This is a genomic window from Pseudoxanthomonas sp. JC1303 (genome assembly GCF_058448525.1).
Window position 1 is genome coordinate 470753 of sequence record NZ_CP185958.1, and the last position, 25215, is coordinate 495967.

The 25215-nt window shown below is 66.3% G+C and carries 19 protein-coding genes; 2 read left to right on the forward strand and 17 right to left on the reverse strand.

Translation table 11 applies throughout. The features are described 5' to 3' along the window. Window positions 1-272 precede the first annotated feature (272 nt). On the forward strand, window positions 273-2237 hold the full coding sequence (locus tag ACORQU_RS02225; RefSeq protein ID WP_491643109.1) for an acetyl-CoA hydrolase/transferase C-terminal domain-containing protein: 1965 nt from the start codon (window positions 273-275) through the stop codon (window positions 2235-2237). On the opposite strand, the gene ACORQU_RS02230 is transcribed toward ACORQU_RS02225, so the two are convergent. After that, window positions 2234-3682: a virulence factor family protein gene (locus ACORQU_RS02230; protein WP_491643111.1), complete on the reverse strand. Its 1449-nt coding sequence runs from the start codon at window positions 3680-3682 to the stop codon at window positions 2234-2236. The genes ACORQU_RS02225 and ACORQU_RS02230 overlap by 4 nt on opposite strands. After that, complete coding sequence (gene mprF / locus ACORQU_RS02235; protein ID WP_491643113.1) at window positions 3679-6261, reverse strand: bifunctional lysylphosphatidylglycerol flippase/synthetase MprF; 2583 nt, start codon at window positions 6259-6261, stop codon at window positions 3679-3681. Before mprF ends, ACORQU_RS02230 begins: the two co-directional genes overlap by 4 nt. 223 nt (window positions 6262-6484) lie before the next feature. Here mprF and ACORQU_RS02240 point away from each other — a divergent pair, with 223 nt between their 5' ends. Next, complete coding sequence (locus ACORQU_RS02240; protein ID WP_491643115.1) at window positions 6485-6787, forward strand: hypothetical protein; 303 nt, start codon at window positions 6485-6487, stop codon at window positions 6785-6787. Window positions 6788-6798: 11 nt separating this feature from the next. Here ACORQU_RS02240 and ACORQU_RS02245 read toward each other — a convergent pair whose 3' ends face one another. The 15 genes from ACORQU_RS02245 to ACORQU_RS02315 all read right to left on the reverse strand — a co-directional run bounded on the left by ACORQU_RS02245 (window position 6799) and on the right by ACORQU_RS02315 (window position 25080). Then, window positions 6799-7272, reverse strand: a complete 474-nt coding sequence (locus ACORQU_RS02245; RefSeq protein ID WP_491643117.1) for a DoxX family protein — start codon at window positions 7270-7272, stop codon at window positions 6799-6801. A gap of 197 nt (window positions 7273-7469) precedes the next feature. Continuing rightward, window positions 7470-9479, reverse strand: a complete 2010-nt coding sequence (tkt, locus tag ACORQU_RS02250) for a transketolase (protein WP_491643119.1) — start codon at window positions 9477-9479, stop codon at window positions 7470-7472. Window positions 9480-9586: 107 nt separating this feature from the next. Beyond that, complete coding sequence (locus ACORQU_RS02255; RefSeq protein WP_491643121.1) at window positions 9587-10912, reverse strand: dicarboxylate/amino acid:cation symporter; 1326 nt, start codon at window positions 10910-10912, stop codon at window positions 9587-9589. Between the two features lie 126 nt (window positions 10913-11038). After that, window positions 11039-12799: a BatD family protein gene (locus ACORQU_RS02260; protein ID WP_491643123.1), complete on the reverse strand. Its 1761-nt coding sequence runs from the start codon at window positions 12797-12799 to the stop codon at window positions 11039-11041. A gap of 17 nt (window positions 12800-12816) precedes the next feature. Then, window positions 12817-14592 carry a VWA domain-containing protein gene (locus ACORQU_RS02265; protein ID WP_491643125.1) on the reverse strand — a complete coding sequence of 592 codons (1776 nt, stop codon included), beginning with the start codon at window positions 14590-14592 and terminating at the stop codon, window positions 12817-12819. After that, window positions 14589-15608 (reverse strand): vWA domain-containing protein, encoded by a 1020-nt coding sequence (locus ACORQU_RS02270; protein ID WP_491643127.1) that lies wholly within the window; start codon window positions 15606-15608, stop codon window positions 14589-14591. Before ACORQU_RS02270 ends, ACORQU_RS02265 begins: the two co-directional genes overlap by 4 nt. Further along, the gene (locus ACORQU_RS02275) at window positions 15605-16075 is read right to left on the reverse strand and encodes a DUF4381 domain-containing protein (protein ID WP_491643129.1); all 471 of its coding nucleotides are present in this window, start codon (window positions 16073-16075) and stop codon (window positions 15605-15607) included. Before ACORQU_RS02275 ends, ACORQU_RS02270 begins: the two co-directional genes overlap by 4 nt. Further along, entirely contained in the window at window positions 16072-17022 is a 951-nt protein-coding gene (locus ACORQU_RS02280; RefSeq protein ID WP_491643131.1) for a DUF58 domain-containing protein, read from the reverse strand. The genes ACORQU_RS02275 and ACORQU_RS02280 overlap by 4 nt, the downstream gene beginning before the upstream one ends. A gap of 103 nt (window positions 17023-17125) precedes the next feature. After that, window positions 17126-18073: an AAA family ATPase gene (locus ACORQU_RS02285; protein WP_491643132.1), complete on the reverse strand. Its 948-nt coding sequence runs from the start codon at window positions 18071-18073 to the stop codon at window positions 17126-17128. Window positions 18074-18547: 474 nt separating this feature from the next. After that, window positions 18548-19276, reverse strand: a complete 729-nt coding sequence (locus tag ACORQU_RS02290; protein ID WP_491643134.1) for a hypothetical protein — start codon at window positions 19274-19276, stop codon at window positions 18548-18550. Window positions 19277-20278: 1002 nt separating this feature from the next. Beyond that, the gene (locus ACORQU_RS02295) at window positions 20279-22135 is read right to left on the reverse strand and encodes a type IV pilus secretin PilQ (protein WP_491643135.1); all 1857 of its coding nucleotides are present in this window, start codon (window positions 22133-22135) and stop codon (window positions 20279-20281) included. 14 nt (window positions 22136-22149) lie between these two features. Next, window positions 22150-22671, reverse strand: coding sequence for a pilus assembly protein PilP (locus tag ACORQU_RS02300; protein WP_491644929.1), 522 nt, complete (start codon window positions 22669-22671; stop codon window positions 22150-22152). 14 nt (window positions 22672-22685) lie between these two features. Then, window positions 22686-23348: a type IV pilus inner membrane component PilO gene (locus ACORQU_RS02305; protein WP_271644974.1), complete on the reverse strand. Its 663-nt coding sequence runs from the start codon at window positions 23346-23348 to the stop codon at window positions 22686-22688. Further along, window positions 23345-24022, reverse strand: a complete 678-nt coding sequence (locus ACORQU_RS02310) for a PilN domain-containing protein (RefSeq protein ID WP_491643137.1) — start codon at window positions 24020-24022, stop codon at window positions 23345-23347. The genes ACORQU_RS02305 and ACORQU_RS02310 overlap by 4 nt, the downstream gene beginning before the upstream one ends. After that, complete coding sequence (locus ACORQU_RS02315; protein WP_271644971.1) at window positions 24022-25080, reverse strand: pilus assembly protein PilM; 1059 nt, start codon at window positions 25078-25080, stop codon at window positions 24022-24024. Before ACORQU_RS02315 ends, ACORQU_RS02310 begins: the two co-directional genes overlap by 1 nt. Window positions 25081-25215: the final 135 nt, after the last annotated feature.

Below are 25215 nucleotides of genomic sequence, written 5' to 3' on the forward strand. Positions count from 1 at the left end.
CAAGACGTCCCGGCCAGGCTTGGCCGCCCGGAACACGTACTAAGGTGGGGACAACATCCGCTGGCGAAGTCGCGATGTGCGGCTGGCGGGCCCGGGCAAGCAGGTCCTGCATGGCACCGGGAACGCCATTTTAATGAAAATAATTCTCGTTCGCCACAAGCCCCCCCCATGTCGCCTGCGCCACGGTTCGGCACTCGCGTGCCATCTTGTGGAGGACGGGCGCAGCCGCCACGTCGACCCGAACTGCACGCACGCCCCTGGAAGCTGGCCCCATGCCCGAACGCCTCATCGCCCTGTCAGACGCCGTCGACCTGATCCTGCTTCGCGTCCCGGGCGCCCTGCGCGTCGCCGCCCCACTAGGCATTGGCAAGCCGCACCGCCTGCTCAACGCGCTCTACGACCGGATCGCGCCGGATCCCTCGCGTCCACTCCAGCTCTACACCGCGCTGTCGCTCGACCCGCCTGCGCCAGGAGGCGACGGCCTGGAGGCACGGTTCTTCAAGCCATTCGGCGCACGCCACTTCGGCGAGGATTTCCCAACGCTGCACTACGTGCAGGCGCTCAAGGCCGATGCACTGCCGCCGCACATCCAGGTCGAAGAGTTCTACATGCAGTCCGGCGCGCTGCTGCATTCGCGGCGAATGCAGCGCCATTACGTGAGCCTCAACTACACCCACGCCGCCGATGGCGTGGCCCGGCGCGCGCCCAACGTGATCGTGCAGAAAGTCGCGCGTCACCCGCAGGCAGGCGAAGACGCGCCGCTGCGCCTGTCGCTGTCGTGCAACAACGACACCACCCAGGACACGCTGGATGCCATCGCCCGGCGTGGACTGCCGCGCCCGCTGCTGGTGGCCGAGGTCGATCCGCAGCTGCCGTGGCTGGATGGCGAGGCCGCGGTGCCCGGAGACTTCTTCGATGTGGTGATCGATCCACCCGGGCCGCATCCGGCGCTGTTCGCCCTGCCGCGGCAGCCGGTCGGCGACGCCGACTACGCCATCGGCCTGTACGCCAGCACCCTGGTGCGCGACGGCGGGACGCTGCAGATCGGCATCGGGACGCTGGCCGACGCGTTGAGCCACGCGCTGGTGCTCCGCCATACCGACAACGCCGCCTACCGGCGCGTCCTGCACGCCCTGGACCCCGACCTGGCGCAGCATCCTGCAGTGATCGAGAGCGGCGGCCTGGATCCGTTCCGGATCGGCCTGTATGGCTGCAGCGAGATGCTCAACGAGGGCTTCCGCCTGCTGGTGCAGCATGGCGTCATCAAACGCCGCGTGCTCGACGACGCCGCGCTCATGCAGCGCATGGCCGAGGGCACCGCCAGCGGCGACGACCATGCCCGCCTGCAGGCGGACGGGCAGTACCTGCACGGCGCCTTCTATCTTGGGTCACCTACGTTCTACGACTGGTTGCGCAACCTGGACCACGATCAGCGCCGCGCCATCGGGATGCAGCGCATCAGCCAGATCAACCAGCTTTATGGCGGCAACGAGGCGCTGGAGCGCATGCAACGGGTGGACGCACGCTTCTTCAACAGCTGCATGATGGCCACCGCGCTCGGGGCGGCGGTCTCCGACGGGCTGGAGGACGGACGGGTGGTGTCCGGCGTGGGGGGACAGCATGATTTCGTGACCATGGCCCACGCCCTGCACGACGCGCGCAGCGTGCTCATGCTGCGTAGCCAGCGCGGCGAAGGCGCGCAGGCCAGGTCCAACATCCGCTGGCACTACGGCCACACCACCATCGCCCGCCATCTGCGCGATGTCTACGTGGACGAATACGGCATCGCCGACCTGCGCGCGCGCACCGACGAGGACTGCATCATCACCATGGCCGGCATCACCGATGCCCGCTTCATCGCGCCGCTGCTGGAACAGGCCAAGGCGGCCGGCAAGCTGCGCGGCGACTTCAGCGCCCCGGCCGCCTGGCAACGCAATACATCGCAGCACCTGGCCGAGCGGCTCGCCCCATTCCGTCGCAACGGCACCCTGCCCGACTACCCGCTGGGCAGTGACTTCACCGACACCGAGCAGCGCCTGGTCCGCGCGCTGAGCTGGCTGAAGGCCAACACCGCGTCCCGCGGCGACAAGCTGCGCACGGTCATGCGCGCGCTGTCCACCCGACCACCGCATGACGCATCCGCGCTGACGCGCATGGACCTGGCCGCGCCGCACGGCATCGGCGAGCGCCTGATGGCCCGTCTGCTGCGCCTGGCCCTGGCTGAAACCGCACGCTAGCGCGGCGATGTCGCGGCGGCGTCGGCCAGGATCAATTCGGCCAGATGCCCGTAGTCGCCATCGAAATGGTGCCCACCGCTGAGCGCCTGCACGCGCAGATGCCCGGCCGGGACCTTGCTGCAGACCTCGTCGTCATCGCCCTCGCCGTAGATGCACAGGTTCTGGGCGGCGTTGAGCCTGCGAATTTCCGGCAGGGTCGAGAGCCCATCGGCCACGTCGTCGCTCATCCAGTTGGTGACATGGAACTCGAAGGCCGCGGTGTCGCTCAGCGCCAGATAAACCGCTTGGGCCAGTTGCGCGCGCGTATCCGGCGCCAGGCGATTGACCGCGAACGGCAGCACGTCGGCGCCCTGCGAGTAGCCGATCAGGATCACCTTCGACTTGCCCCAGTGAGCGCCGTAATAGCGCAGGATCCGGTCCAGGTCGCCGGCCAGCCCCTCCGGGGTGCGCTTCTTCCAGAAGTAGCGCAACGAGTCGAAACCCACCACCGGGATGCCCTTAGCGGCGATGGCCGCGGCCACCTCCTGATCCAATCCGGCCCAGCCACCGTCGCCGCTGAGGAGCACCGCGTAGGTGTCGCCCGCCGCACCGTTGGCCGGGACTTCGGTCAACGGCAGACCGGCCAGATCCTTGGGCGGTGGTGGGGGCAGCAGGGCGTGCTCCTCGCGGGCCAGCATGTGCGCAGCGGTCGCCAGCGCGGCGCGGCGCACCGCGCCCTCGTCCTGCGCGGCGACCAGTTGCACGAAGGAGGCGTTCTTGGTGTGCGCCACGAAGGTCCGCGCATCGAAGCCCGCCGCCTTGCCGCCAGAGCTCAGCGCCACCCAAGGCACGCCCAGCCGGGTTGCCGGCACCAGCGTGGTCGCCGCGCCCTTGCGCGGCAGCACATCGAAGAGGTTGCCCTGGCCTTCGCAGGGCACCCGCCCCAGGTCCAGCGTGGGCGTGAAGTCCACCGTCAGCGCCCCGGCGAACACGCCGGCATCGCCCTGCGCGGCCATCGCATAGGCGATCGAGGCCCCGCTGCCTTCACCGACCAGCAGCGGCGCACGGTAGCCCTGCAGCTGCGCGTAGCCCTGCAGGTAGTGCGAGAGGTTTTCCAGGTCGCCGTCGGGAAACACGCAGCCCTTGCCGTCGCCGGTGAACTGCTTGCGCATCTGGGGCGTATCGATGCCCGCCACGAAGGTGCCGTTCTGCGCCAACGCGCGCGCGTCGGCATCCATGGCCGCATTCCACCCGGCACTGTCCGAGAGCATGAGCACCACCTGCTTCAGCGGCCCGACCGGCCTGTACAGCGCCACGTCGCGGAAGTTGCCGTGCGAGATGCGCTCGGCCTCCACGTGCGGCACTTCCGCCTGACGCGAGGCCGCAGGCGTTGATGCGGCCCGGGTCTGCGCGCACAGCGGCAGCGCGCAGGCCAGCACCAGCAGACCACTTGCAATCCGGATCATTTCCCGATGACTCCCTTGTAACCGCCGCTGATCAACGCCGCGACATCGCCCATGACCAGCAGCGGGGTCACACCGCCTGGCGCGGCCAGGTAGCGGGCTTCCCACTGTGGATCGAATTTTTCCTTGAAGGCCCGCAGGCCACGGAAATTGTAGAAATGCTCGCCATGGGCGAACAGCAACCGTCCGACGCGATGCCAGCGCGGCGCCAGCGCATGGCCGGCCATGCCCGACAGCGGCGCCATGCCCAGGCCGAAGCGCGCGTAGCCGGCCTGGGCGAAGTGCAGCATCAGCTTGGCGAACAGGAAATCCATCGTGCCGTTGGGCGCCTGCTCCAGATGCCGCATCAGGTCGATGCTGGCCTCCTGCGGCAGCTCGGTGGTCAGCAGCGTGGCGAACGCCAGAATGTGGCCCTCGCGGCGCACCACCGCCACCGGATTGCGCATCACATATTCATCGTCGAAGGCGCCGACCGAAAAGCGCTTCTCGGCGGTGTGGTGCTTGTGCAGCCAGGCATCGGACACCGCGCGCAGCTCGGGCAGGATCGGGGCCACGTCCTCGCGCGCCACCACCTCGAACACCAGGCCCTCGCGCTCGCACTTGTTGACGCCATTGCGCAGGTTGCTGCGGCGCTTGCCCTGCAGGCTGAAGTCGGCCAGCGGCACCCAGGCGTATTCGCCCAGCTTGTACAGGCGCAGGCCCGCGTCCAGATACAGCGGCAGCGCCTCGGGGCGGACCTGGTAAAAGCAGCCGCGAGCGCCGGATTCACGGGCGCGCTCCAGGAAGCGCCAGACCAGCTCATCCCACGCCACGCGCGGACCCACCGGATCGCCCAGCGCGACCCACGACTTGCCCTGGCGCCCAAACATCACGAATGCCTGCGCGTCGGCCGCCACCATCAGCGGCTTGTCGCCAGTCAAGGCTAGGCCGGCGTCGGCCGAACTCTGCAGACGCACGATGCCGGCGGCCTGCTCCAGTTCGTCGGGCGTGGGCAGCGGCAGTGGCGGCGCCGGCTGGCGCAGCAACTGCCGCAGCGCCAGGGCCAGCGCGAGGATGGCCACGCCCACCATCGCCCGCAGCGATCGCGGCGCATGGGCATCGAACTCGAACTGCCACCACAGCTGGTTGCGGTAATCCACATCGCGGTAGACGAAGAACAACAGCGCGGTCACCGCCACGCAGGTCACCACCATGGCCAGCAGCCAGCCGCCGCTGAACGGGACCGCCAGCAGTGAGGCCTTGCGGTTGAACTGGCGACGCGACAGCAGCAACACCACCAGCAGACAGGTCAGCACCAGCGATTCGGTCACCGCCAAGCCCTTGGGCAGGGCCAGGACCAGGGCCAGCACGTTGATCGCCAGGGCCGCCCACCAGGCGGCGTCCAGCCGCCGCAACAGCGCCCGGGCCACGAACAGCAGCGCCACGCCGGCCACCGAGCTGAGGAAGTGCGCCGCCTCCACCAGCAACAGCGGCACGTGCATGGCCAGCAGGTTGGTCGCCCGGTCCGTGGCGGGCGTGACGCCCGACACCAGCAGCATGACCGCGACCACCGCCGCGAACGCGGCCAGCAGGCGCGGTGCCAGCCCGACCAGCGCCCGGCCCACCGGTGCGGCGGGGCTGCGCCCCAACTCATGCAGGGCCAGCGTGCAGATGGCCAGCAACAACGGCAGCACGTAATAGATCAAGCGATACAGCACCAGCGCACCGGCCAGGTCCTCCGACGGCATGCGGCCACCTAGGGCCACCAGCATCACCGCTTCGAAGACGCCCAACCCGCCGGGCACGTGGCTGATCACGCCCAGCACCATGGCCGCGGCATAGAACCCCACGAAGGCTGGGAAGCCGATCGCGTCGTCAGGGAGCAGCCACCACAGCACCGCGGCCGAGGCCACGATGTCCACCACCGATACGCCCAGTTGCTGCCAGGCCAGCGCCGGGGCCGGCAGGCGGATGCGGATCGGCCCGGCGACGAACTCACCGCGTCGGCAGGCCAGCATCAGGGTCGCGGCCAGGGCCAGGGCCAACCCGGCGCCGCCGCGCAGGGCCCACGCCGGCAGATGGGCCAACGGCGCCAGGGCCGCCGCATCAAGCAGCACGCCCGCCGCTCCGACCACGCTGATGCCCAGGCCGAAGGCCAGCGCGTTGAACGCGATCGCCCGGGTGATGACCCCGGCTTCGACGCCCGCCGCGCCATACAGGCGCAGCCGCACCGCCCCGCCGGTGAACACCCCCAGCCCGATCATGTTGCTCAGGGCATAGGCGATGAACGAGGTCTTGGCCACGATTCGGTACGGCACCTGCGCACCGGCATAGCGCAACGACGAGGCGTCATAGCCGCCCAGGGCCACAAAGCTGACCGCGGTGGCCAACAGCGCCATGCCCAGCTTCCAGCCCGGAATCTCGCGCACCGCCGCCAGGACGCCGGCATAGCTGAGCTGGTGGGACAGGTCGCCGAACGCCACCAGCACCAGCCCCGCCACGATCAGCGCGGCCAGGGCGACCAGCCACGGTCGCGCGCGTTGCAGGCGTGGCAGCCAGCGCTCCAGCCAGGCGCCACGTGCACGCCACTGCGAAAGCCTCATGCAACGCCGTCCATGTCGGTGGGAATCTGGGAAGGCGCGCATCATGCGCGTATGCCACACGCTGCCGCAAGCGCGACCGGCATCGGCATTTCAGCCGTCATTGCATGCGCGCAGCGATGGGCCCGCAGGCGGCTCTTCACGCTGCCCGCGCAACCCGACCCGGCATGGTATCCAGCGGCGCGGCGCCACCCACGGCACAGCGCCAAAAAGTGGAGAGCTTCCGATGAGATTCCTGTTGACCTTGTTGTTGGGCATCGTGATCGGCGCGGTGGGCCTGCGCATGATCGAGCGTTACCAGGCAAAGCGCGCCATCGGCGTTGAGGTCCAGCAGACCTCGATGCCGGGCTCGGCTGCGGCCGCCGTCGATGCGGCGGTGGACCAGACTCCGCCAGCGACACCGGCCGTGCGCATGGTCGGCGACGTCCAGCCAACCCGAGTCCCCGCGGACGCGCCGACCACCGACACGGCGCCGGGGCAGGCAAGTTCCGACGCTTCGAAGACGACACCCACCGCGCCGCCGCGCTGAGCGCGGCCGGATCAGCGTCCGCGCCGCCACACCGCATCCAGCCCCAGCGGACCGGCGCCGCGCACGGCCAGGTACGCTGCCAGGACGGCCATCAGCACCGGGTATTCGATGCCGCGATCGATCCACGGCCAGGTCGGGCCCAACGCCAGGCAGATGCCAACCATCTCCAGCGCCACCAGCGCGGCCACAGCACGGGTGCCGGCCCCCAGGATCAACAGCAGCGCACCAACGGTTTCCAGCAGCATCACCAGCCAGGCCAGCTGCGGAGCGAAGGGCAGCCCCATGCGTTCGCCGATCAGGTGGATCGAGCCCTGCATTGGGTCGGCCATCGACCCATGCGCGGTTCCCAGCGCCTTGGGCAGACCATGGGTCAGCAGAATCGCGCCGAAGCAGATGCGTAGCAGCGCATATCCCAGGGCCTCGGCGTGCCCCATTCCCAGAGTGCCGGCACGAGGCGGCTCATTGACCTTCCGCTCCATCGACATGCGCAGTCTCTCGATTCGCGCCCAAGGCGCCGGATCTGCAGTCTTGTCGCAGCGCCCACAGGGATAAAGCCGAATGGACGGACAGCATCATTCAAGCTGGGCCAACAATGCCGTCGAGCATCTGGCCATGCGCGGAGCGGAAACGAAGAAGGCCGGGCATGGCCCGGCCTTCTTCGCTCAAGTCAGGAAAGCCGCAATCAGCCCTGGATCACGCTCTGCACCGCTTCGACCACGTGGTCTGCGGTGAAGCCGAAGTACGGGAACAGCGCGCTGGCCGGGGCCGATTCGCCGAACGTCGTCATGCCGACCACCGCACCATCCAGGCCCACATACTTGAACCAGAAGTCGGCCGACGCCGCCTCCACCGCCACGCGCGCGCGAACCGAACGCGGCAGCACCGACTCGCGGTAGGCCGCGTCCTGGCGATCGAACACATCGGTGCAAGGCATGGACACAAGCCGGGTCGGGATGCCGGCGGCCTGCAGCTTTTCGCGGGCCTCCGAGGCGATGCCCACTTCCGAACCGGTGGCGATCAGGATCGCCTTGGGGGCGCCGCCCTCGGCCTCGGCCAAGATATAGCCGCCGCGGTAGATGCCCTCGATCCCGACCTTGTCGCGCGGCTGGTGCTTGAGGTTCTGGCGGCTGAAGATCAGGCAGTTGGGGCCCTCGGTGCGCATGACGGCCGCCTTCCAGCACGCGGCGGTTTCCACCGCGTCGCAGGGGCGCCACACATCGTTGTTGGGGATCAGGCGCAGGCTGGCCAAATGCTCGACCGGCTGGTGGGTGGGGCCGTCCTCGCCCAGGCCGATGGAGTCGTGGGTGTACACGTGAATGGCGCGGCTATGCATCAAGGCGCTCATGCGCACCGCGTTGCGGGCGTAGTCGCTGAAGGTCAGGAAAGTCGCGTCGAACGGCACGAAGCCGCCATGCTGGGCCACGCCATTGACAATGGCCGTCATGCCGAACTCGCGTACGCCGTAGTGCACGTAGTTGGCCTGAGGGTCTTCGCCCACCGCGGTCTTGGCCGCCTTCCACATGGTCAGGTTGGACGGAGCCAGGTCGGCCGACCCGCCCAGTAGTTCGGGCAGCAGGCCGGCCAGGACTTCGATGGTCTGCTGGGACGCCTTGCGCGAGGCGATCTCAAGACCCTCTTCCTGCAGCTTGGCTACATAGGCATCCAGCTTGGCACCGAAGTCTTCGGGCAACTCGGCGTGCGAACGACGCACCAGTTCGGCCGACTCGGCCGGGAACTGCTTGGCGTACTTGTCGAACAGTTGCTCCCACTCGCCCTGGCGCAGCGACCCTGCGCCGGTGGCGCGCCAGCTGTCGTAGATCTCCTGCGGAATCTCGAAGGCCGGGTACGGCCAGTCCAGCGCCTTGCGGGTGGCGGCCACTTCGTCCGGGCCCAGCGCCGAACCGTGGGCTTCTTCCTTGCCGGCCTTGTTGGGCGAGCCGAAACCGATCGTGGTCTTGCAGGCGATGAGCGTGGGCTTGTCGGTGATCTGCAGCGCTTCGTCGATGGCGGCCTTGATCTCCTCCGGCGCATGGCCGTTGATCGGACCGATGGTGTGCCAGCCATAGGCGCGGAAGCGCGCCGGCGTGTCATCGGTGAACCAGCCGTCGGTGTCGCCGTCGATGGAGATCTTGTTGTCGTCCCAGAAGGCCACCAGCTTGCCCAGGCCCAGGGTGCCGGCGAGCGAGGCGGCTTCATGCGAGATGCCTTCCATCATGCAGCCGTCGCCCATGAACACCCAGGTGCGGTGATCGACGACGTTGTATTCGGGCCTGTTGTAGCGCTGGGCCAGCAGCTTCTCGGCCAGGGCAAAGCCCACGGCGTTGGCAAAGCCCTGCCCCAGCGGACCGGTGGTGGTTTCCACGCCGGGCGTCAGGTGTCCTTCCGGGTGGCCAGGCGTCTTGGAGTGCAGCTGGCGGAAGTTCTTCAACTCCTCCATCGGCAGGTCGTAGCCGGTCAGGTGCAGCAGCGCGTACTGCAGCATCGAGCCGTGGCCGTTGGACAGCACGAAGCGGTCACGGTTGAACCACTTGGGGTTGTTGGGGTTGTGGCTGAGGTAGTCGTTCCACAGCACTTCGGCGATGTCGGCCATGCCCATGGGCATGCCGGGGTGGCCGGAATTGGCGGCCTGCACCGCGTCGGCGGCGAGGAAACGGATGGCGTTGGCGAGCTGGCGGCGGGTCGGAGCGGACATGAGGGGACAGGGGCAGAAAGCGGCGCAGGCAGCGCCGGGAACCCCCATTGTCCCATCCCCGCCCCGGAAGGTCACATGAGGACCGGGGCGGCGAGGATTTGCGGCCGCTAGGCGCCGGCCCGCAGTTCCTCTTCCACGGAAGTCTCATGGTGCGCCGGCTCGCCCTTGGCCACCACCATCGAACCGACGATATCCCCGGTGACGTTGACCGTCGTGCGGCACATGTCCAGCAGGCGGTCCACACCCAGGATCAGGCCGATGCCTTCCGGCGGGATGCCGAACATCGCCAGGATCATGGCGATCACCGGCAGCGAACCGCCCGGCACGCCGGCCGCTCCGATGGCGCCGAACACGCACAGCACCAGGATCATCACCTGCTGTCCCAGCCCAAGATGCACGCCGTAGAACTGCGCCAGGAACAGCACGGTGATGCCTTCGAACAGCGCCGTGCCGTTCATGTTGGCCGTCGCCCCCAGGGTGCAGACGAAGCGCGCCACCTGGCGCGGCACGCCCAGGCGCTCCTCGGCCACCATCAGCGAGGTCGGCAGCGTGGCGCTGGAAGACGAGGTGGAGAACGAGGTCAGGATGGCCGGCTGCGCGCCGCGCCAGAACGCCAGCGGCGAGACCCGGCAGAACAACCACAGCAGAGTCGGAAACACGATGAAGAAATGCACGCCCAAGGCCAGCAGCACCGTGCCGACGAAACGGGCCAGCTGGACCAGCACCTCGAACCCCAGCTTGGCGGTGATGCTGAACAGCAGCGCAGCCACCGCGTAGGGCGCCAGCTTGATGACCCACTCGATCAGGCGCAGGCAGATGTCATAGACGCCCTGGCAGGCGCCGACGAAGGTGTTGACACCCGGAGTACGCAGCACGGTGGCGCCAATGCCGAACATCAGCGCGAAGAACATCACCGAGATCAGTTCGCCATTGGCGGCGGCGGCGATCGGGTTCTTGGGCACGATGTTGAGCAGCAGTTCGATCCCGGAAGGGTTGGACTGGCCCTTGGCCACGATTTCGCCGCCGCGCTGGGCCCCGGCCTCCATCAGCAGCGCACGCTGCGCTTCGGGCAGGCCGTGGCCCGGCTGCAGCAGGTTGACCGCCACCAGACCGATGGTCACCGCGATGGTGGTGACCAGCAGGATCCACAGCAACGTCTTCAGGCCGATGCGCCCCAGCGACTTGGGATCGCCGATTTCCACCACGCCCAGCACCAGCGCCGAGAACACCAGCGGGATCACCAGCATGAACAGCAGGCGCAGGAACAGCTGGCCGATGGGGTCGGTGACGTACTGGGTCAGCGTCTCCAGCCAGCCGGCGTTGGCGAAATAGAAATTGGCCAGCAGGCCGGCCACGGTTCCCACCACGAACCCGATGGCCATCTGCCAGTGGAGTTCAAGACCGCGCTTGGGCGAAGAAGGGGAAACGGACATCCGGCGCTCCTGGAAGGTATCCGCGCAGCTTAGCAAGGAGCTGCCCGCCGCTGGAGCCGCCTCGGAAGCCTGCAGGGTGCCCCACTCCGTCGGGCGGGTGAGCGCGTCAATCGTGCGCGCGAACGCTCAGTCGCCGCCGGGGTACAGCGGCGGGAGCTGCGCGTCACCCGCCTTGGCGCCTTGCGCCTTCCACCGGGGACCCCGCGCGAACGCGTCGCGCAGTCGCGCGCGCGCGACCGGCCCATCGCCATCGGCCCAGCGCGCGCGGCGCAGCGCATCGACCGCCGCCCGCTGGGCGGGATCGGCCAGCGCCTCGGTCAGGCGATCCAGATCCGCGGCGGGCGGCGCGGCCATGCCGCGCAGCACCTCGGCCACCTCTTCCAGGGTGCCGGCATCCAGCGCCTTGCGCAGGTCGGGCAAGCCATGGGTCGGCCTTGGCCCCGTGGCGGCGACCGGCAGGCCCAACGCCGGCGCGATCCGCGACAACGGACCCTGGCCGGTGCGGGCGCGCCACAGCATCCAGCCCAGGGTCAGCAGCCACAGCAGCGCGAACAGCACGGCGAACAGCATCCAGATCCGCGCGTTGCCCGCCCCCCGCGACAGGTCGCCACCGGCGTTGGGCATGGGGATCGCTTGCGTCCTGGCCTCCGGTGCGGGGGCATCTTCCGCGGCCTGCGCAGGCGCCGCCTGCGGCAGGGTGGCGTTGGCGAAGCTGCCGGCGCCACGCGCCACCTGCAAGGTCATGTCCGGCAGCGCCGCGGTGCGCGCCTGGTCGGCCTTCACGTCCCACCAGTCCATCTTCAACCCAGGCAGGACGAGCTTCCCGGCCCCGTTGGGCACCAGTGAATACTTGCGCGTGACCTCCACCACCGGTGTCGCACCGTCGAAGCGCTCTTCGTACGTGGCCGGTTCGGCGAAGACCTGCGCGCCCTGGACGTCCGGGATCGGCAGGTCGGGCAGCTGCGTCCGCGTCGCACCGCGCACGGTGGCCTGGACCACGAAACTGCTCGCCTGCCCGGCGGTCAGGTCACGCGGCGCGGTGGCGTAGCGCAGGCGCAGATCGGAGACCGGCAGCCATGGCTGGCGCGCCTGGTCAGGCTGCGGCTGCACATGCAGCGTCTGAGACTGCCCGACGGCATTGAGCTCACTGCGCTGGCCCATCCCCAGCATGCTGTCGAAGAAGCCACCGCCAGCGGCGCGCCCGGTGAACCGCGCCGCCGGCAAGGTGAGCGTGCCGCTGCGGTCGGGCACCAGCAGGAACCGCCGCTCGACCACGTTGTAGCGACGCCCGTTGACTTCCTGGGTGGACTGCACGTCATCCCCGACCCGCTGCAGCGAGGTGCCCTTGGGCGGATCCATGTCCAGTTGTCCCGACACCAGCGGCACCGCGTAGAACAGCCGCAGCGTGACCCCGACCGTCTGCTGCACGTACGGCGTCAGGTCATCGACCTGCGTCTCGATGTAGGCGTTGCTGCTGCCCGGCTGCGCCGCCGGCGCATCGGCCACGCGCAGGCCCAGGGGCGGGGTGCGCTCGCCCTGGAATTCCAGCGGCGGCACGGTCAGCTCGCCGGTCCGGCGCGGTTGCAGGGTGATGGCCAGCAGGGTCGAGCGGTTGATCCGCCCGTTGACCATCTCCACCTGCCGGCTGCTGGAGGTATCGACGACATCGAAGTCGCGCTGCAGCGGCGTCATGTCTGGCTGGCCGATGTCCTTGCTGCTCTCGATGTTGAGCACCACCGGTTGGCCCAGCACGGTGCGCGAGCGATCCAGCCAGGCACGGGTTTCGGCCAGGGCGGGCGCCGCGCAGACCAGGAGCGAGAGCAGGACCAGCAGCGCTACGACCGGCATCCGCACGATGCCGTGCGCCCGCTGGCGGCGGAGCGGCATGGGGGTCACCGGTCGCATCATTGTCCTTCCCTCTGGCGTCTTTCGTACTCAAGCTGAAACTTGGCCTTCAGCAGCCCGCCCGGATCATCGGGGACGCGCCGCAACCAGGCCTCGGTTGCCTGGCGCCGCTCGCGCTCGGCCGGGGTTTCCTGCTTGCCGTTTGCCTGTGCGGCCTTGTCGGCATCCTGCTCGCCCTGACCCTGCTGCATGGCCTGCTCCATGCGCTGGCGCTGGGCCGCATCGGCTGACTGCTGCTCCTGCTGGCGCTGGGCTTGGGACTTGGCTGGATCCTCCTGCGGATCGCCCTGTTTGTCATCCTGCTCGCCGCCCTTGGGATCCTGCTGTTTCGAATCCCCTTCGGAGCGATCCTGCGCGCCGGTCTTGTCGGCGCCCTGTTTGCCATCCTGTTGCTGGTTCTGCCCTTGCGGTGGAGGCTTCTGCCCCCCCTTTCCGCCCTGGCCGCCCTGCCCGCCGCCGGACTGCTGCTGGCGCTTACGCGCCGCCTCGACCGCCGCGCGGTTGGCAATGGCGTCTTCCATGCCAGGCTGTTGCTTCAAGGCGGCATCGTAGGCGGCGATGGCCTCGTCGTAGCGCCCCTGCTTGGCCAACGCGTTACCACGGTTGTAAAGCCCGTCGGCTGTCGGCAGGCCGCGGAACTTCGATTCAGCGGTCTCGAAATCGCCCCGGCGGTAGGCCTGCGCCCCCTGCTCGATCCTGGCCTGGGCCTTCTGGTCGGCCCGCTGCCACCAGTCCACCGCCCCCGCCGGGAAGGCCATCGGCAAGACCGCGCACAGCGCCAGCACCGCCAGTACTCCGCCCCGGCGGAAGGCCAGCAGGCACAGCAGCATCAACAGCGGCAGCACCCAGTAGCCCTGGTCCAGCCAGGACGTTCCCTTCTCACCGTGGGCGGCGCGCGCGTCCTCGGATTGTGGATCGAGCACGCCGAGCAGCTTCAGGTCGCGATCGTCGCTGGTCAGTGGCGTGTAGCGCCCCGCACCGGCCGATGCCAGCCGCTGCAGGGAGGCCGCATCCAGACGTGCGCGCCCGATCTGGCCGTCGGCATCGCGATAGGCCGCGCCGTCGGCGGTGCCCAGGCCCATCACCGACACGCTGTAACCCCGGGCCGCCGCGCTCCGCGCCGCGGCCTCGGCGTTGTCATCGACATGGTCGGTCAGCAGGAGGATCTGCCCTTGATCGAATCCTGCCTGGCGCAACAGGCCCTGCGACCAGGCAATCGCCTGGCGGGCGTCGTTGCCTGGCACGGGCATGATCCCGGGCTGCAGCGCATCGAGGAACAACGCCACGTTGGCCGCATCGTCGGTCAACGGCGCCACGGTGAAGGGCTGTGCCGCATAGGCCACCAGCCCCACCTGACCTCCGGCGCGCTCACGCAGCAGCGTGGCCAGCTTGGCCCGCGCCTGCAGCAGCCGCGAAGGCGGCAGGTCGTTGGCGTTGATGCTGCCCGACAGGTCCAGCGCAATGACCAGGGGCGCGCGCGTCTGCCACAACGGCTGTTCGGCCTGACGCCAGGTGGGGCCGGCCATCGCCAGCGCGCCCAGGCTCCAGGCCAGCAGGCAGCCGACCAGAGTCAACCGCTGCCTGCGTCCGCCGCCGACCTGCAGGTGCGCCAGCAGATGGGCATCCACCAGGCCGCGCCAGGCATTGGCGCGCTGCTGGGTCAGGCGCCACAACCACCACAGCACGGGCAAGACGAGCAAGGCCAGCAGCCACCACGGCCGCAGAAAATGGAAATCGCCGAGTGCCTGGACCAGGGAAGACCCGCGCTCGTTCATGACCTCAGCCCTCGCCAGCCCAGCGCAACCAGCCCGAATCCCAGCGCAAGCGCGAGCGGAAGCGGGTAGCGCTCGATCCGCGGGCGCACGGCGCGCCCTGGCCGTGCGATCGGCTCAACCTTGTCCAGCTCGGCGTAGATCCCCACCAGTTCCTCGGTATCGCGCGCGCGGAAGAAGCGCCCGCCCGTCGTGCTGGCGATGGCACGCAGGGTGTCTTCGTCGATGTCGTCATCGCCCTGCGAGGGCAGACGCATCCCGAAGATGGACATGCCGCTGCCGTTGCCACCAAACGCAATGGTGTGAATGCGCACATGTTCGTTCTTGGCCAGTTCGGCCGCCTTGCGCGGATCCAGCGCCCCCGCCGTATTGACGCCATCGGTCAACAGGATCAGGACCCGCTGGCCGGCCGGCTGCTTGCTCAGCCGCTTGACCGCCAGGCCGATCGCGTCTCCGATCGCTGTCTCGCGCCCGGCCAGTCCGCTGACGGTGTCGCGCAGCTGGCTGCGCACCGAATCCCGATCGAGCGTCAGCGGCGCCACCGCGTACGCCCGGCTGCCGAACACCAGCAGGCCGACACGGTCACCGATGCGCCGGTCCAAGAAGTCGGCCAGCACCGCCTTGGCGGCGGTCAGGCGATCGACCGCACGTCCGCCCAGCTCCATGTCCGGTTCGCGCATGCTGCCGGACAGGTCCACCGCCAGCATCAAGTCGCGCCCGGCCTGGGGCGGCGTGATGGCCTCGCCCAACTGCTGGGGGCGTGCCGCAGCGGCGCAGAGCAGCAGCCACGCCAGGGCAGCGAACCAGTTGACCCGGAAACGGCGCGCCACCGCCCCGGTGGCCGCAATCCCGTCCAGGCGATCGCCATAGGGCACGCGCAGCGCCGGCGACTGGCTACGCACGGCGGGCAGCAGTGCGGCAACCAGCCAGGGCAACGGCAGCGCCAGCCACATCCAGGGCCAGGCAAACCCACCAAATCCAAGCTGGAAGGCCTGGACCCACTGTTCGACAGGGCTCATGCGCGCCCCCGCATCAGCTGCAGGAACCGCCCCCGGGCCAGGGCACGGAGGGCTTCAAGCTGGCGCGGATCGACACGCCGTCGGTAGCCACCGTCCAGCAACAGGCGGCCTTCGCCCTGGCTGAAAGGGTGACCCGCCTTGCTTCCCTTCCCATCCAGGAACTGCAGCCAGGCATCTCCCTGCAACCGGTCGGCGCCAGGATCGACACGCCGGGCAGCGCGGCGCAGCAGTTCGGAAGCCGCGGCCACCTGTGCCGGCGGTGCCAGGGCGCTATGACATTGGGTATCGAACAACTCGGCCCAACGGCGCTGGCGTCGCCGGCGCCAGGCCAGCACGGCCAACGGCAGCACAACGAGCAGCAGCACCGCCAGCAGGACCAGCCACCATCCCGGCGCCGGTGGCCACCAGCCCGGGCCTTGCGGCACGTGCACGTCGCGCAGCACCAACGTGGGCGAAGCCTGACTCATGCCGTGGCTGGCGCGGGTGCGCGCCCCAGCAGTGGGAGCCAGGCATCGGATGCGGCATCGGCGCGGAGCGCGAATACCCTCACGCCCCGGGTGGGCAGGCGTTCCAGGGCCGCATGCAGCGGCTGTACGAATTCACGGCTCCAGCGCTGCCGCTGGGTCGCATTGCCCAGGTCCAGCTCCAGCCGGTGCTCCCCAGAATGAAAAGGCAGCGAGGCCTTGGGAGGCGCCTGCTCCATGGCGTCGGTCAAGAGCAGGACGACGACCTCGTGATGCATCGCCAGCGCCGGCCAGCGCACCTCGGGGATGTCCATCAGACTGCGTGGATCGGCCAGCACGACCAGCCGTGAACCCGGACGCAGGACACGCTGCGCATGCTCGAGGGCCGAGCCAAGCCCCGCATCATCCTGCGGCGGCTCGCTGTACCAGCGATGCAGCGCATCCAGCACGCGCAGCGCCCCGCGCGTCCCGGACGCCGGCGCGACGGGCGCCTCACGCGACGCCCCGCGCAGGATGGAGATCCGATCCCCATCGCGAACCGCCGCCCAGGCCGCCAGCGCACCGGCACGCGCCGCCTGCACCGACTTGAATCGCACGCGCGTGCCGAAATACAGCGCCGGCGATGTATCGGCGACCACCAGGGTCAGCCGCTCGCGCTCGGCCTGGAAGAGCTTGGTGTGAGGTTTGCCGCTGCGGGCCGTGAGCCGCCAGTCGATATGCCTGGCGTCGTCGCCCGCGACGTATTCACGCGACTCGGCGTACTCCATCCCGCGTCCACGCAGCGGCGAGGCCGCCGGCCCGGTCAGGTGATGGCTTCCGCGTCGTGCGGCCGGCCGGCGCTGGGCCAGCGTCCGCAACTGGACCAACTCGGCCAATGTCGGACGAAGGCCATCGCCTTCTCCTGGCGCGGGTGCGGCGCCTTTCTTCGATGTCGGGATCTGCAAAGCCATCGAACCGCGGAAGTCTCCGGCGGGTGACAGGCACCCGCTCAGCAGGATGTCGAAAGAGTGAAAGCAGCCAACGCGCTAAGGCCATGCCGCAGGCCGCGCCGACTCAGGGCAGCGGGACACGCTCGATCAGCGCCTCCACCAGCCTCGCGCCATCCCAGCCTTCCGCTGTCGCCTCATAGCTGGGCAGGACGCGATGCCGCAGCACATCCGGCGCCATGGCACGCACGTCCTCGGGCGTGACGTAATCGCGGCCTGCCAGCCATGCATGCGCGCGTGCGCATCGCTCAAGCGCGATCGAGCCACGCGGGCTGGCGCCCCAGGCGATGCGCCGCCCGAGTGCGGCGTCATACCGGGAGGCATCACGCGACGCCAGGACCAGTTCGACCAGATAGCGCTCCAGCTGCGGCGCCATGTGCAGGTCCAGCACCTGTCGCCGCGCGGCAAAGACGTCCTCGAGCGAAAGCCGTTCCAGCTGCTCGGTGGCCGGCTCCAGCGCGTCACGCGCCCGGGCGCGCGCCAGCCGCAGGATCTCGGACTCAGCGGAAGCCTCGGGGTAGCCAATCTTGACGTGCATCAGGAAGCGATCCAGCTGCGCCTCCGGAAGCGGGAAGGTGCCCTCCTGCTCGATCGGATTCTGCGTGGCCATGACGAGGAACAACGGTGGCAGCGGATAGGTATGACGCCCGACCGTCACCTGGCGCTCGCCCATGGCCTCGAGCAGTGCGGACTGGACCTTCGCCGGGGCGCGATTGATTTCATCGGCCAGCAGGATTGGATGGAAGATCGGGCCGGACTGGAATTCGAACCGTCCATCCTGTGGACGCCAGACCTCCGTCCCGGTCAGGTCGGCCGGCAGCAGGTCAGGCGTGAACTGGACGCGCGCGAAGTCGGCTTCCAGGCGCGCGGCCAGCGCGCGGATCGCCATGGTCTTGGCCAGCCCCGGCGCGCCTTCCACCAGCAAGTGACCATCGGCCAGCAGCGCGATGAGCAGACGATCCACCAGCGACTGCTGTCCAACGATCGTCTGTGCCAGCGAGTCGCGCAAAGCCATGAACGCATCATGGAGGCAGCCATCAGACCCAGCCTGTGGTACAGGCGCCGGGGAAGGAAGCGCGTCGGGGAATGGTTCCATCTTGTCTCTCACGGTCTAGGCCAGCGCAGGTCAGACCAGCGCAAACCGGTGGGGTTCCGCCTTCCACGATACCCTGAGTCCCTCGTTCAGCGAAGGCGTCATTTCCGGGGACCCCGCGCAAATCCCTCCCTGCGGCGAGTCCGCAGGGGAAGATCGCCAGGACCCGCAAGTACTCCATCCTCTACTAGCAGCTTATATCTCCGACCTTTGCCACAAAAATGTCGCGTCTGAACTGTCGGCACTGATCTGCTATGCAGGATGCGCTTCGTGGCGAGTGAGCGAATCCTATTCTTCGCAGAAGCCGCACGTGGAAGGTACGCCACTTGGATAAGCGCCATAATCACCGCGCAAGGAACAAGTTATTTCAGGTGATCTGCAGGCTTACAGCCATCATCAGTACACAGCACGATCGCCAATCCCGTTCATGAAGGGATCCGTCGCAAAAACGAACCTGTGTTCCGTAACATCCCGGTCCTCGCCAATAGGCAACTCGATCATTGAATAGGCCGGCGTGTCGTCGGCAAGAGAAAGCGCTTTATGAAAGCGGCTGTACTCCTGTTCACCCTGGACGCCGTAGGTAGTAATTTCACCAACGCAGATACTTAACCCGCAGGCGAAATCTTCGATGAAGATAGAGGGATCGTTAGTGAAAGCCGTTTCAAATTTCCGCGCATATAGCTCGGTCAGATGGGCAGCGTCCAGATCTCTCGCTGACTGCCATAGGACATCCTGCATGTAACTATCGAAATGGTCGCCTTGAAGTATTCGAATAGTTTGGTCGTAAGAAATCTTCCCGCCTCGCAGCAGCGTCTTCTCGAACCGGAGATTCACTCCGGAGGCGGCTATTCGATTAGAGTGAGTTGTGGGAGATAATTCGCTTCCGCTGTCAAAAATCTCCGAACTACTGCCTTGGCCACCTCCGACAATAGCCAGGTCACCCTGAGGGATCTCTCGCTCCCGGGGATGTTCTTCAACCGCCTGGCTTTCCGCCTTTTGAAGAAAAAGCCAACCATAAGCCGCCCCGACTGCGATAATCGCTGCAATTATCCAATAGCGCCCCCTACTCACTTCGCCTCTACCTCCGCCAATATCCGCGCACGCCACCAAATTTGCTGCACCCATCCTACTGCGCGCCGCATCCAGTAGAAAATAAGACCGACCGCCTTCTTATCGCAAGAATAACAAAAATGGACCTTTCTATATGAAAAAACCCACTCGGCCACCTGTCTGCAATGAGGATTGCATCACAGGCTCACGCGCAATGGCGATTCATATTGACAGGACTGAGCTGCGGATCGCAATATCTGAGGCAAGTCCCTAACCTTCTAGAGACCTGCATGAATGGGTAACCATGGACGCCCTTCCATGTTCGCACCCTTTATCCATGGATTCACGGAAAATTTTCTATCCAAGGACAAAAAATGACGAGTCATATGCTTTGCCGGTCTCTTGCCATTTTGCTTTTCGGCCCGTTTTTTGCCGGCGCCGCAGATGCGGCAACTCAAACAATCACGGCATCCGCGCGTCACGGGAATACTACGAACGGGACAGCTACTACATCAGTCCCATCTACAGTTACATGTACCGAGGCTTCAGGCGGCGGAAGTGCCGGCACTCTTTGCATGATCCAAGCACCAGGATGGTACGGGGCCATAAAAGCCGGTCAATCAATTGGAACTAGCGGTGCAGGTAGCGTCGTTTTAAATTGTAGCGGCAGTTACGACTACAACAGCGGTTCACTGACTTGTTCGGCAAAGGTGGAGGACACTGTTTGCAAATCCCCCACATCTCTTACGGCCAGCGCCAAGTCACAGCAAACAACCAAGGGGCTGACCCCTATCAGTTCAGTGGCAACTGTTAAATGCACTCAAGCAGCCGGTGGCATTTACGGCACCACATGCGGAATTACGGTGCCGGGGTCCGCTAGCGCCATTGTTCCTGTTGGACAGTCGATCACAGCTAATGGCCCCGGAACAGTTTCCCTTGGCTGCAATGGATCGTACAACGCAAGCGGTGGATCACTCAGCTGTGCTGCGACGGTCACACAGTCCTGCCCATAAGAGACAAGCGTTGACTGAAAAAGGGAGCCACTAGGCTCCCTTTTTTAACCGCATTTGGGCAACGTTATTGGCGAACCGCAATGATCTTGGGTGTCACAAAGATCAGCAGCTCCGCCTTGTTCTTCTGCCTGCCCTGCTTTTTGAAGAGATTGCCCAGGAAGGGGACGTCCGCGAGGAAGGGGACCTTGGATACCGATGCATCGTCCGTGAATTCGTACACACCACCAATTACCACAGTTTGACCATCCTCGACCAGAACCGCGGTGTTGATCTCGCGCCGATTCAGCGTAGGCACGACACCATAATTAGGAAGATCAATGTAGTCAGCGACATCATCTTTCTTGACGAACATGTTCAGGAACACGCGCCCGTCATGAGTAATGGTGGGCGTCACTTTCAACTCCAGCAACGCCTCCTTGAACTGGACGTTCGGCGTCGCGGCAGTTCCATTAGTACCTCCAGTAATGGTCACGTAACCAATTTCGGTACCTTGCTTAATGTCACCTTCACGCTGGTTCGCAGTAATGATGCGTGGATTGGAAATGACTTCGCCACGCCCCTCTTGCTGCAACGCAGAAAGCTCCAGATCAAGATTAAAATTGGCCCCTAACAGCGTATAAGCCAAGCTGGGCGCCGTTGCGCCTTGTGTGAAGCCACCAGCTGGCAGATCAACGTTTAGCCCTCTCGTAGCAGCCGTACCACCGCCGGTCGCTCCGCTGCCGATGGTCGCAACGTTGTCACCATAGGTGTGCGTACCACCGATGCCGAATTTTGCACCCAGGTCACGTGCAAATGTATCGGTGGCCACCACGATCCGAGCTTCGATCAGGACCTGATCGACCGGCCGATCAATGACATTGATCAGTTCGCGCATCGACGCGACCTTTTTCGGAATGTCGCTGATCATCAGGGTGTTGGTGCGCTCATCGGCGACCAACCGGCCACGCGAGGACAGGAAACCATTTTCCTGCTGGCTCCCCTGCCCGCCACCGTTCTGTCCCCCAATTCCCTTGGCTTCCGTGAGCGCCTTGTAGATTTCGGTAGCGCTGTGGTAGTTGATCTGCACGTAATCAGTGATCAGGTCCTCGCGGTTCTCGATCGCGATGCGCGCGTCTTCCTTGTCCTGTTCGAACTTGGCCAATTCGGGCTGCGGCGCAACCCAGACCACGTTACCGTCGCGGCGCTTGTCCAGGCCCTTGGCACGCAACACGATATCCAGTGCCTGGTCCCACGGGACGTTCACCAGCCGCAGGGTCACGCTGCCCTGCACCGTGTCGGACGCCACGATGTTGAGGTTGGATTCTTCGGCGATCAGCTGCAAGACGGTGCGAACCGGCACATCCTGGAAGTTGAATGTGACTGGCTTGCCGGAATAGGTCTTGGCCCCGACCGCCGCCATTTGGGCAGCGCCAGCCACCGCACCCGAAGCCGCACCCACCGCTTGCTTGTCGGCACGAGGCGAGATCTCCACCACATACTGGTCTTCGGTCTGGTAAGCCAGCGAGTCCACGGCGCCGCGCGTATCGAACACCAACTGCGCCCCCTTGCCAGACGCATGCGCATCAATGCGCTGCACCGGAGTGGCGAAATCCACCACATTCATCTGTTTCTGCAGGAAGGCAGGCATCGAGACGTTGGCAAGATCGACCACGATCTTGCCATTCTCCGTTCGCAGATCGGGCGTCGCGCCCTTCTGGTCGAACTTGAGAATGAGACGCCCGGCTCCGTCATCCCCACGACGGAAATCGATGTTGGACACCTGGACCGCGCTCCGCTGCACTGCAGGCGCGACCGAGGCGGTCTGGGCGGCGAAGGCCGGCATTGGCCCGGCGACCATGGCGACGGCACATGCCAGCGCACAGAGCCGTGTCGTGGCCAGGCGCCGCAGGGGACGCAGGCTGTCAGCGTTGGAAGCGGTCATCGTGTATCCCCTAATCATTGATCATCAAGCGTCACGGCGGCCGGACGTTCCAGCCAGCCACCCGCGCCGTCCGGCACAAGCTCAACGAGATCGATGCGATCTTGTTGGATATCGGTAATGCGACCATCGCTCTGGCCCATGTAAGCCCCTGGCGACACGCGATAAGTGACCTTGTCCGGTCCCATCACTAGGCCGACCAGGCTTGCGCCAGTCCCGATGGTGCCCACCATCTTCAGGCTGTCCAGCGGGTACTGCTCGAGCGTTTCCTTGCGCCGGTTCGGATCCGGACGCAGTCCGCTGGAATCCGTTGTCGTGCCCCAGGCGCTACTGAACGGGTCGCGCAGGTTTTGCGCTGAATATTCGAAGGTCTCGAACTGTTGCATCACCGGAAGAGGGTCGAGCGGCGGCGCAGGCCGCGCACGCACGTTGGCAACCCAATCCTCAAGATTCGGCGCGTCGCCGGGCGTACTGGTGATGCTGCGGGTGCAGCCGACCATGACCAGCAGCGTGGCAGCACAGGCGCAGACGCGGATCATTGAAGAAGGACGACTCATGGCTGGCCTCCTGCAGGTTGCGTGCCAGCCTTCTTCTCCTGCTCCGCGGTTTCTTCCTCATCCAGATAACGGTAGGTCTTCACCGTGCCCGAAAGCTCGAGATTGCCGCTTGAGAGCCCCGCCTTGGGATCGACCGGCTGGAGGGAGATGTCATGCATCGTCAGGATCACCACCCGCGGCAGCGAGGCCACGCCGCTGACGAAGGCACCGAACTGGTGGTAGCTCCCCACCATGCGCAGGGCAATCGGCTTCTCGGCGTAGAACTCCTTCGGGGTTTCCGGACCTGGCTGGAACAGCTCGTTGGTCAAGCCACTGGACAGCGCGGTTTGCGAAATGTCCACGATCAGGTCCGGCATCTCGGTCTTGCTGGGCAGCTGCCGCAACATCTGCTGCAGCACCTGTTCCATCTGCGCCAGCTGCTGCTTGAGGGGTTCGAGATTGGCAGCGCGTCCGGCCTTCTGCTCGAACTCGCCGCGCAGGGTGGTTTCCTGACTCTCCAGCCCTTCTAGCTCTTCGCGCTGGCCCCGGAACACCAGCAGGTAGGCCAGCAGCAGGATCAGGACGCCAACCAGCACGCAGAACCCGACTTTGTAGTTCTGGGGCCAGCCGCCGATGTTGTTGAAATCCAGCTCGTTGAGTTTGACTTTCTTCTGGCTCATGACGCGGGAGTCCCTTGCGTCTGGGTGGGCGCGGGCTGTGCGTCAGGCGTGGCGGGCTGGGCCGCCGCGGGTGCATCCGCCGGCACGGTCGCAGGATCGGTTTCGGTGGGCGTCGCCAGCTCGACCTTGAGGCTGAAGACATAGGGCAAAGCCCGCCCTGTCGAGGCGACCGGCGCGGCCTTGTCATCGCTCTTGGCTTCGATGACCGACAGGTCGGGCTTGGTCATCCAGCCAGAGCCCTCCAAGTTGCGCATGTAGGTACTCACCCGCGCATTGGACTGGGAACGACCCTGCAGGGTGAGGATGTTTCCATCCTGCTTGATGCTCGACAACACCACGCCGTCGGGAATGGTCCTGACCAGCGAATCGAACAGGTGCACCATCTGCGAGCGATTGGCCTGCAGTTCCTCGATCACCTTCTTGCGCGCAAGCAGGCGGTCCTTCTGCTTGTCCAGCGCCTCGATCTCCTTGATCTGGGCATCGAGCTTGGTGATCTCGCCCTGCAGAAACGCGTTGCGGTCGTTCTGGCCGTCGATCTGGCCGTTGTAGTAGAACCAGATGAAGAGCGCGAGCAACACGGAGACGGCCGCGGCCACGCCGAGCATGCCGTAGAACTCCTTCTGGCGCTGTACGCGGCGTTCCGCGCGCCACGGAAGAAGATTGATCTTTGCCATCAGTCAAAGCTCCGCAGGGCAAGGCCGGTGGCGATCATCAACGCCGGCGCGTCCTGGGCGAGCGCGTGCGCCTGCACCTTGGGACCCAGCGTCATCTGCGCCAGCGGATTGGCCACGATGGTCGGCACGCCAAGCTGCTCTTCGACCATCTCAGGCAGCCCGGCCAACGCGGCACAGCCGCCCGCCAGCACGATCTGGTCCACCCGGTTGAACTCGCTGCCGGCATAGAAAAACTGCAGCAACCGGCTGATCTGCTGGACCGTCGCTTCCTTGAACGGCTCGAGCACCTCGATCTCATAGCTTTCCGGCAGGCCGCCCTGGCGCTTGGCCATGCCGGCTTCCTCATAGGTCAGGCCGTAGCGGCGCATGACCTCGTCGGTCAACTGCTTGCCTCCGAACACCTGCTCACGGCTGTAGAGGCTGCGGCCCGTCCGGATCACGTTGAGCGTGGTCATCGTGGCCCCGATGTCCACCAGCGCCACCACGCCGTCGTGCGGTACCGGCAAGTCGCCGGCCAACAGCGCGAAGGCGTTTTCGATGGCGAATGCCTCGACATCCATCACCTTGGCGGTGAGGCCGCCCAACTCCAGCGCGGACTGGCGCAGCTCGACATTTTCCGAGCGCGAGGCGGCAAGCAGCACCTGGACCATCTCTGGATTGCTCGGCAGCGGGCCAAGCACCTCGAAGTCGAGGTTCACTTCCTCGATGGGATAGGGAATGTAATTGATGGCCTCGAGCTCGATCTGGGCTTCCAGTTCGCTCTCGTCCAGATCGGCAGGCATCGGGATGATCTTGGTGATCACCGCGGACCCGGCAACGGCCGCAGCCGCGTTCTTGGCTTTGGTGCCAGCCCGGGTCACCGCGCGACGGATCGCCTCACCCACGGCCTCCACTTCGACGATGTTCTTCTCCACCACCGCGTTCGGCGGCAGGGGTTCCACGGCATAGTGTTCCACGCGAAAGCGATTGCCGACGCGCGCCAGCTGCAACAGCTTGACCGCAGTCGAGCTGATGTCTACGCCCACGAGCGTAGCTTGACTTTTCGGGATGAGCCCCACGGTGTGTCCCCTTCCGCCCTGCGGAACTGATGGGCCAGTTCAGCCCACCCTCACATTAATAATGAATTATTCACAACTTGCAAGCGCTCAGGAGCTGCGCGCCACGGCTTGCAACCTTTTTGTAAGGATATGCCC

What these genes read in the sequence shown, in the direction of transcription:
- ACORQU_RS02225 (WP_491643109.1), top strand. Translation starts at nt 273, where the DNA reads ATGCCCGAACGCCTCATCGCCCTGTCAGACGCCGTCGACCTGATCCTG.
- ACORQU_RS02230 (WP_491643111.1), bottom strand. Translation starts at nt 3,682, where the DNA reads ATGATCCGGATTGCAAGTGGTCTGCTGGTGCTGGCCTGCGCGCTGCCG.
- mprF (WP_491643113.1), bottom strand. Translation starts at nt 6,261, where the DNA reads ATGAGGCTTTCGCAGTGGCGTGCACGTGGCGCCTGGCTGGAGCGCTGG.
- ACORQU_RS02240 (WP_491643115.1), top strand. Translation starts at nt 6,485, where the DNA reads ATGAGATTCCTGTTGACCTTGTTGTTGGGCATCGTGATCGGCGCGGTG.
- ACORQU_RS02245 (WP_491643117.1), bottom strand. Translation starts at nt 7,272, where the DNA reads ATGTCGATGGAGCGGAAGGTCAATGAGCCGCCTCGTGCCGGCACTCTG.
- tkt (WP_491643119.1), bottom strand. Translation starts at nt 9,479, where the DNA reads ATGTCCGCTCCGACCCGCCGCCAGCTCGCCAACGCCATCCGTTTCCTC.
- ACORQU_RS02255 (WP_491643121.1), bottom strand. Translation starts at nt 10,912, where the DNA reads ATGTCCGTTTCCCCTTCTTCGCCCAAGCGCGGTCTTGAACTCCACTGG.
- ACORQU_RS02260 (WP_491643123.1), bottom strand. Translation starts at nt 12,799, where the DNA reads ATGCCGCTCCGCCGCCAGCGGGCGCACGGCATCGTGCGGATGCCGGTC.
- ACORQU_RS02265 (WP_491643125.1), bottom strand. Translation starts at nt 14,592, where the DNA reads ATGAACGAGCGCGGGTCTTCCCTGGTCCAGGCACTCGGCGATTTCCAT.
- ACORQU_RS02270 (WP_491643127.1), bottom strand. Translation starts at nt 15,608, where the DNA reads ATGAGCCCTGTCGAACAGTGGGTCCAGGCCTTCCAGCTTGGATTTGGT.
- ACORQU_RS02275 (WP_491643129.1), bottom strand. Translation starts at nt 16,075, where the DNA reads ATGAGTCAGGCTTCGCCCACGTTGGTGCTGCGCGACGTGCACGTGCCG.
- ACORQU_RS02280 (WP_491643131.1), bottom strand. Translation starts at nt 17,022, where the DNA reads ATGGCTTTGCAGATCCCGACATCGAAGAAAGGCGCCGCACCCGCGCCA.
- ACORQU_RS02285 (WP_491643132.1), bottom strand. Translation starts at nt 18,073, where the DNA reads ATGGCTTTGCGCGACTCGCTGGCACAGACGATCGTTGGACAGCAGTCG.
- ACORQU_RS02290 (WP_491643134.1), bottom strand. Translation starts at nt 19,276, where the DNA reads ATGGGTGCAGCAAATTTGGTGGCGTGCGCGGATATTGGCGGAGGTAGA.
- ACORQU_RS02295 (WP_491643135.1), bottom strand. Translation starts at nt 22,135, where the DNA reads ATGACCGCTTCCAACGCTGACAGCCTGCGTCCCCTGCGGCGCCTGGCC.
- ACORQU_RS02300 (WP_491644929.1), bottom strand. Translation starts at nt 22,671, where the DNA reads ATGATCCGCGTCTGCGCCTGTGCTGCCACGCTGCTGGTCATGGTCGGC.
- ACORQU_RS02305 (WP_271644974.1), bottom strand. Translation starts at nt 23,348, where the DNA reads ATGAGCCAGAAGAAAGTCAAACTCAACGAGCTGGATTTCAACAACATC.
- ACORQU_RS02310 (WP_491643137.1), bottom strand. Translation starts at nt 24,022, where the DNA reads ATGGCAAAGATCAATCTTCTTCCGTGGCGCGCGGAACGCCGCGTACAG.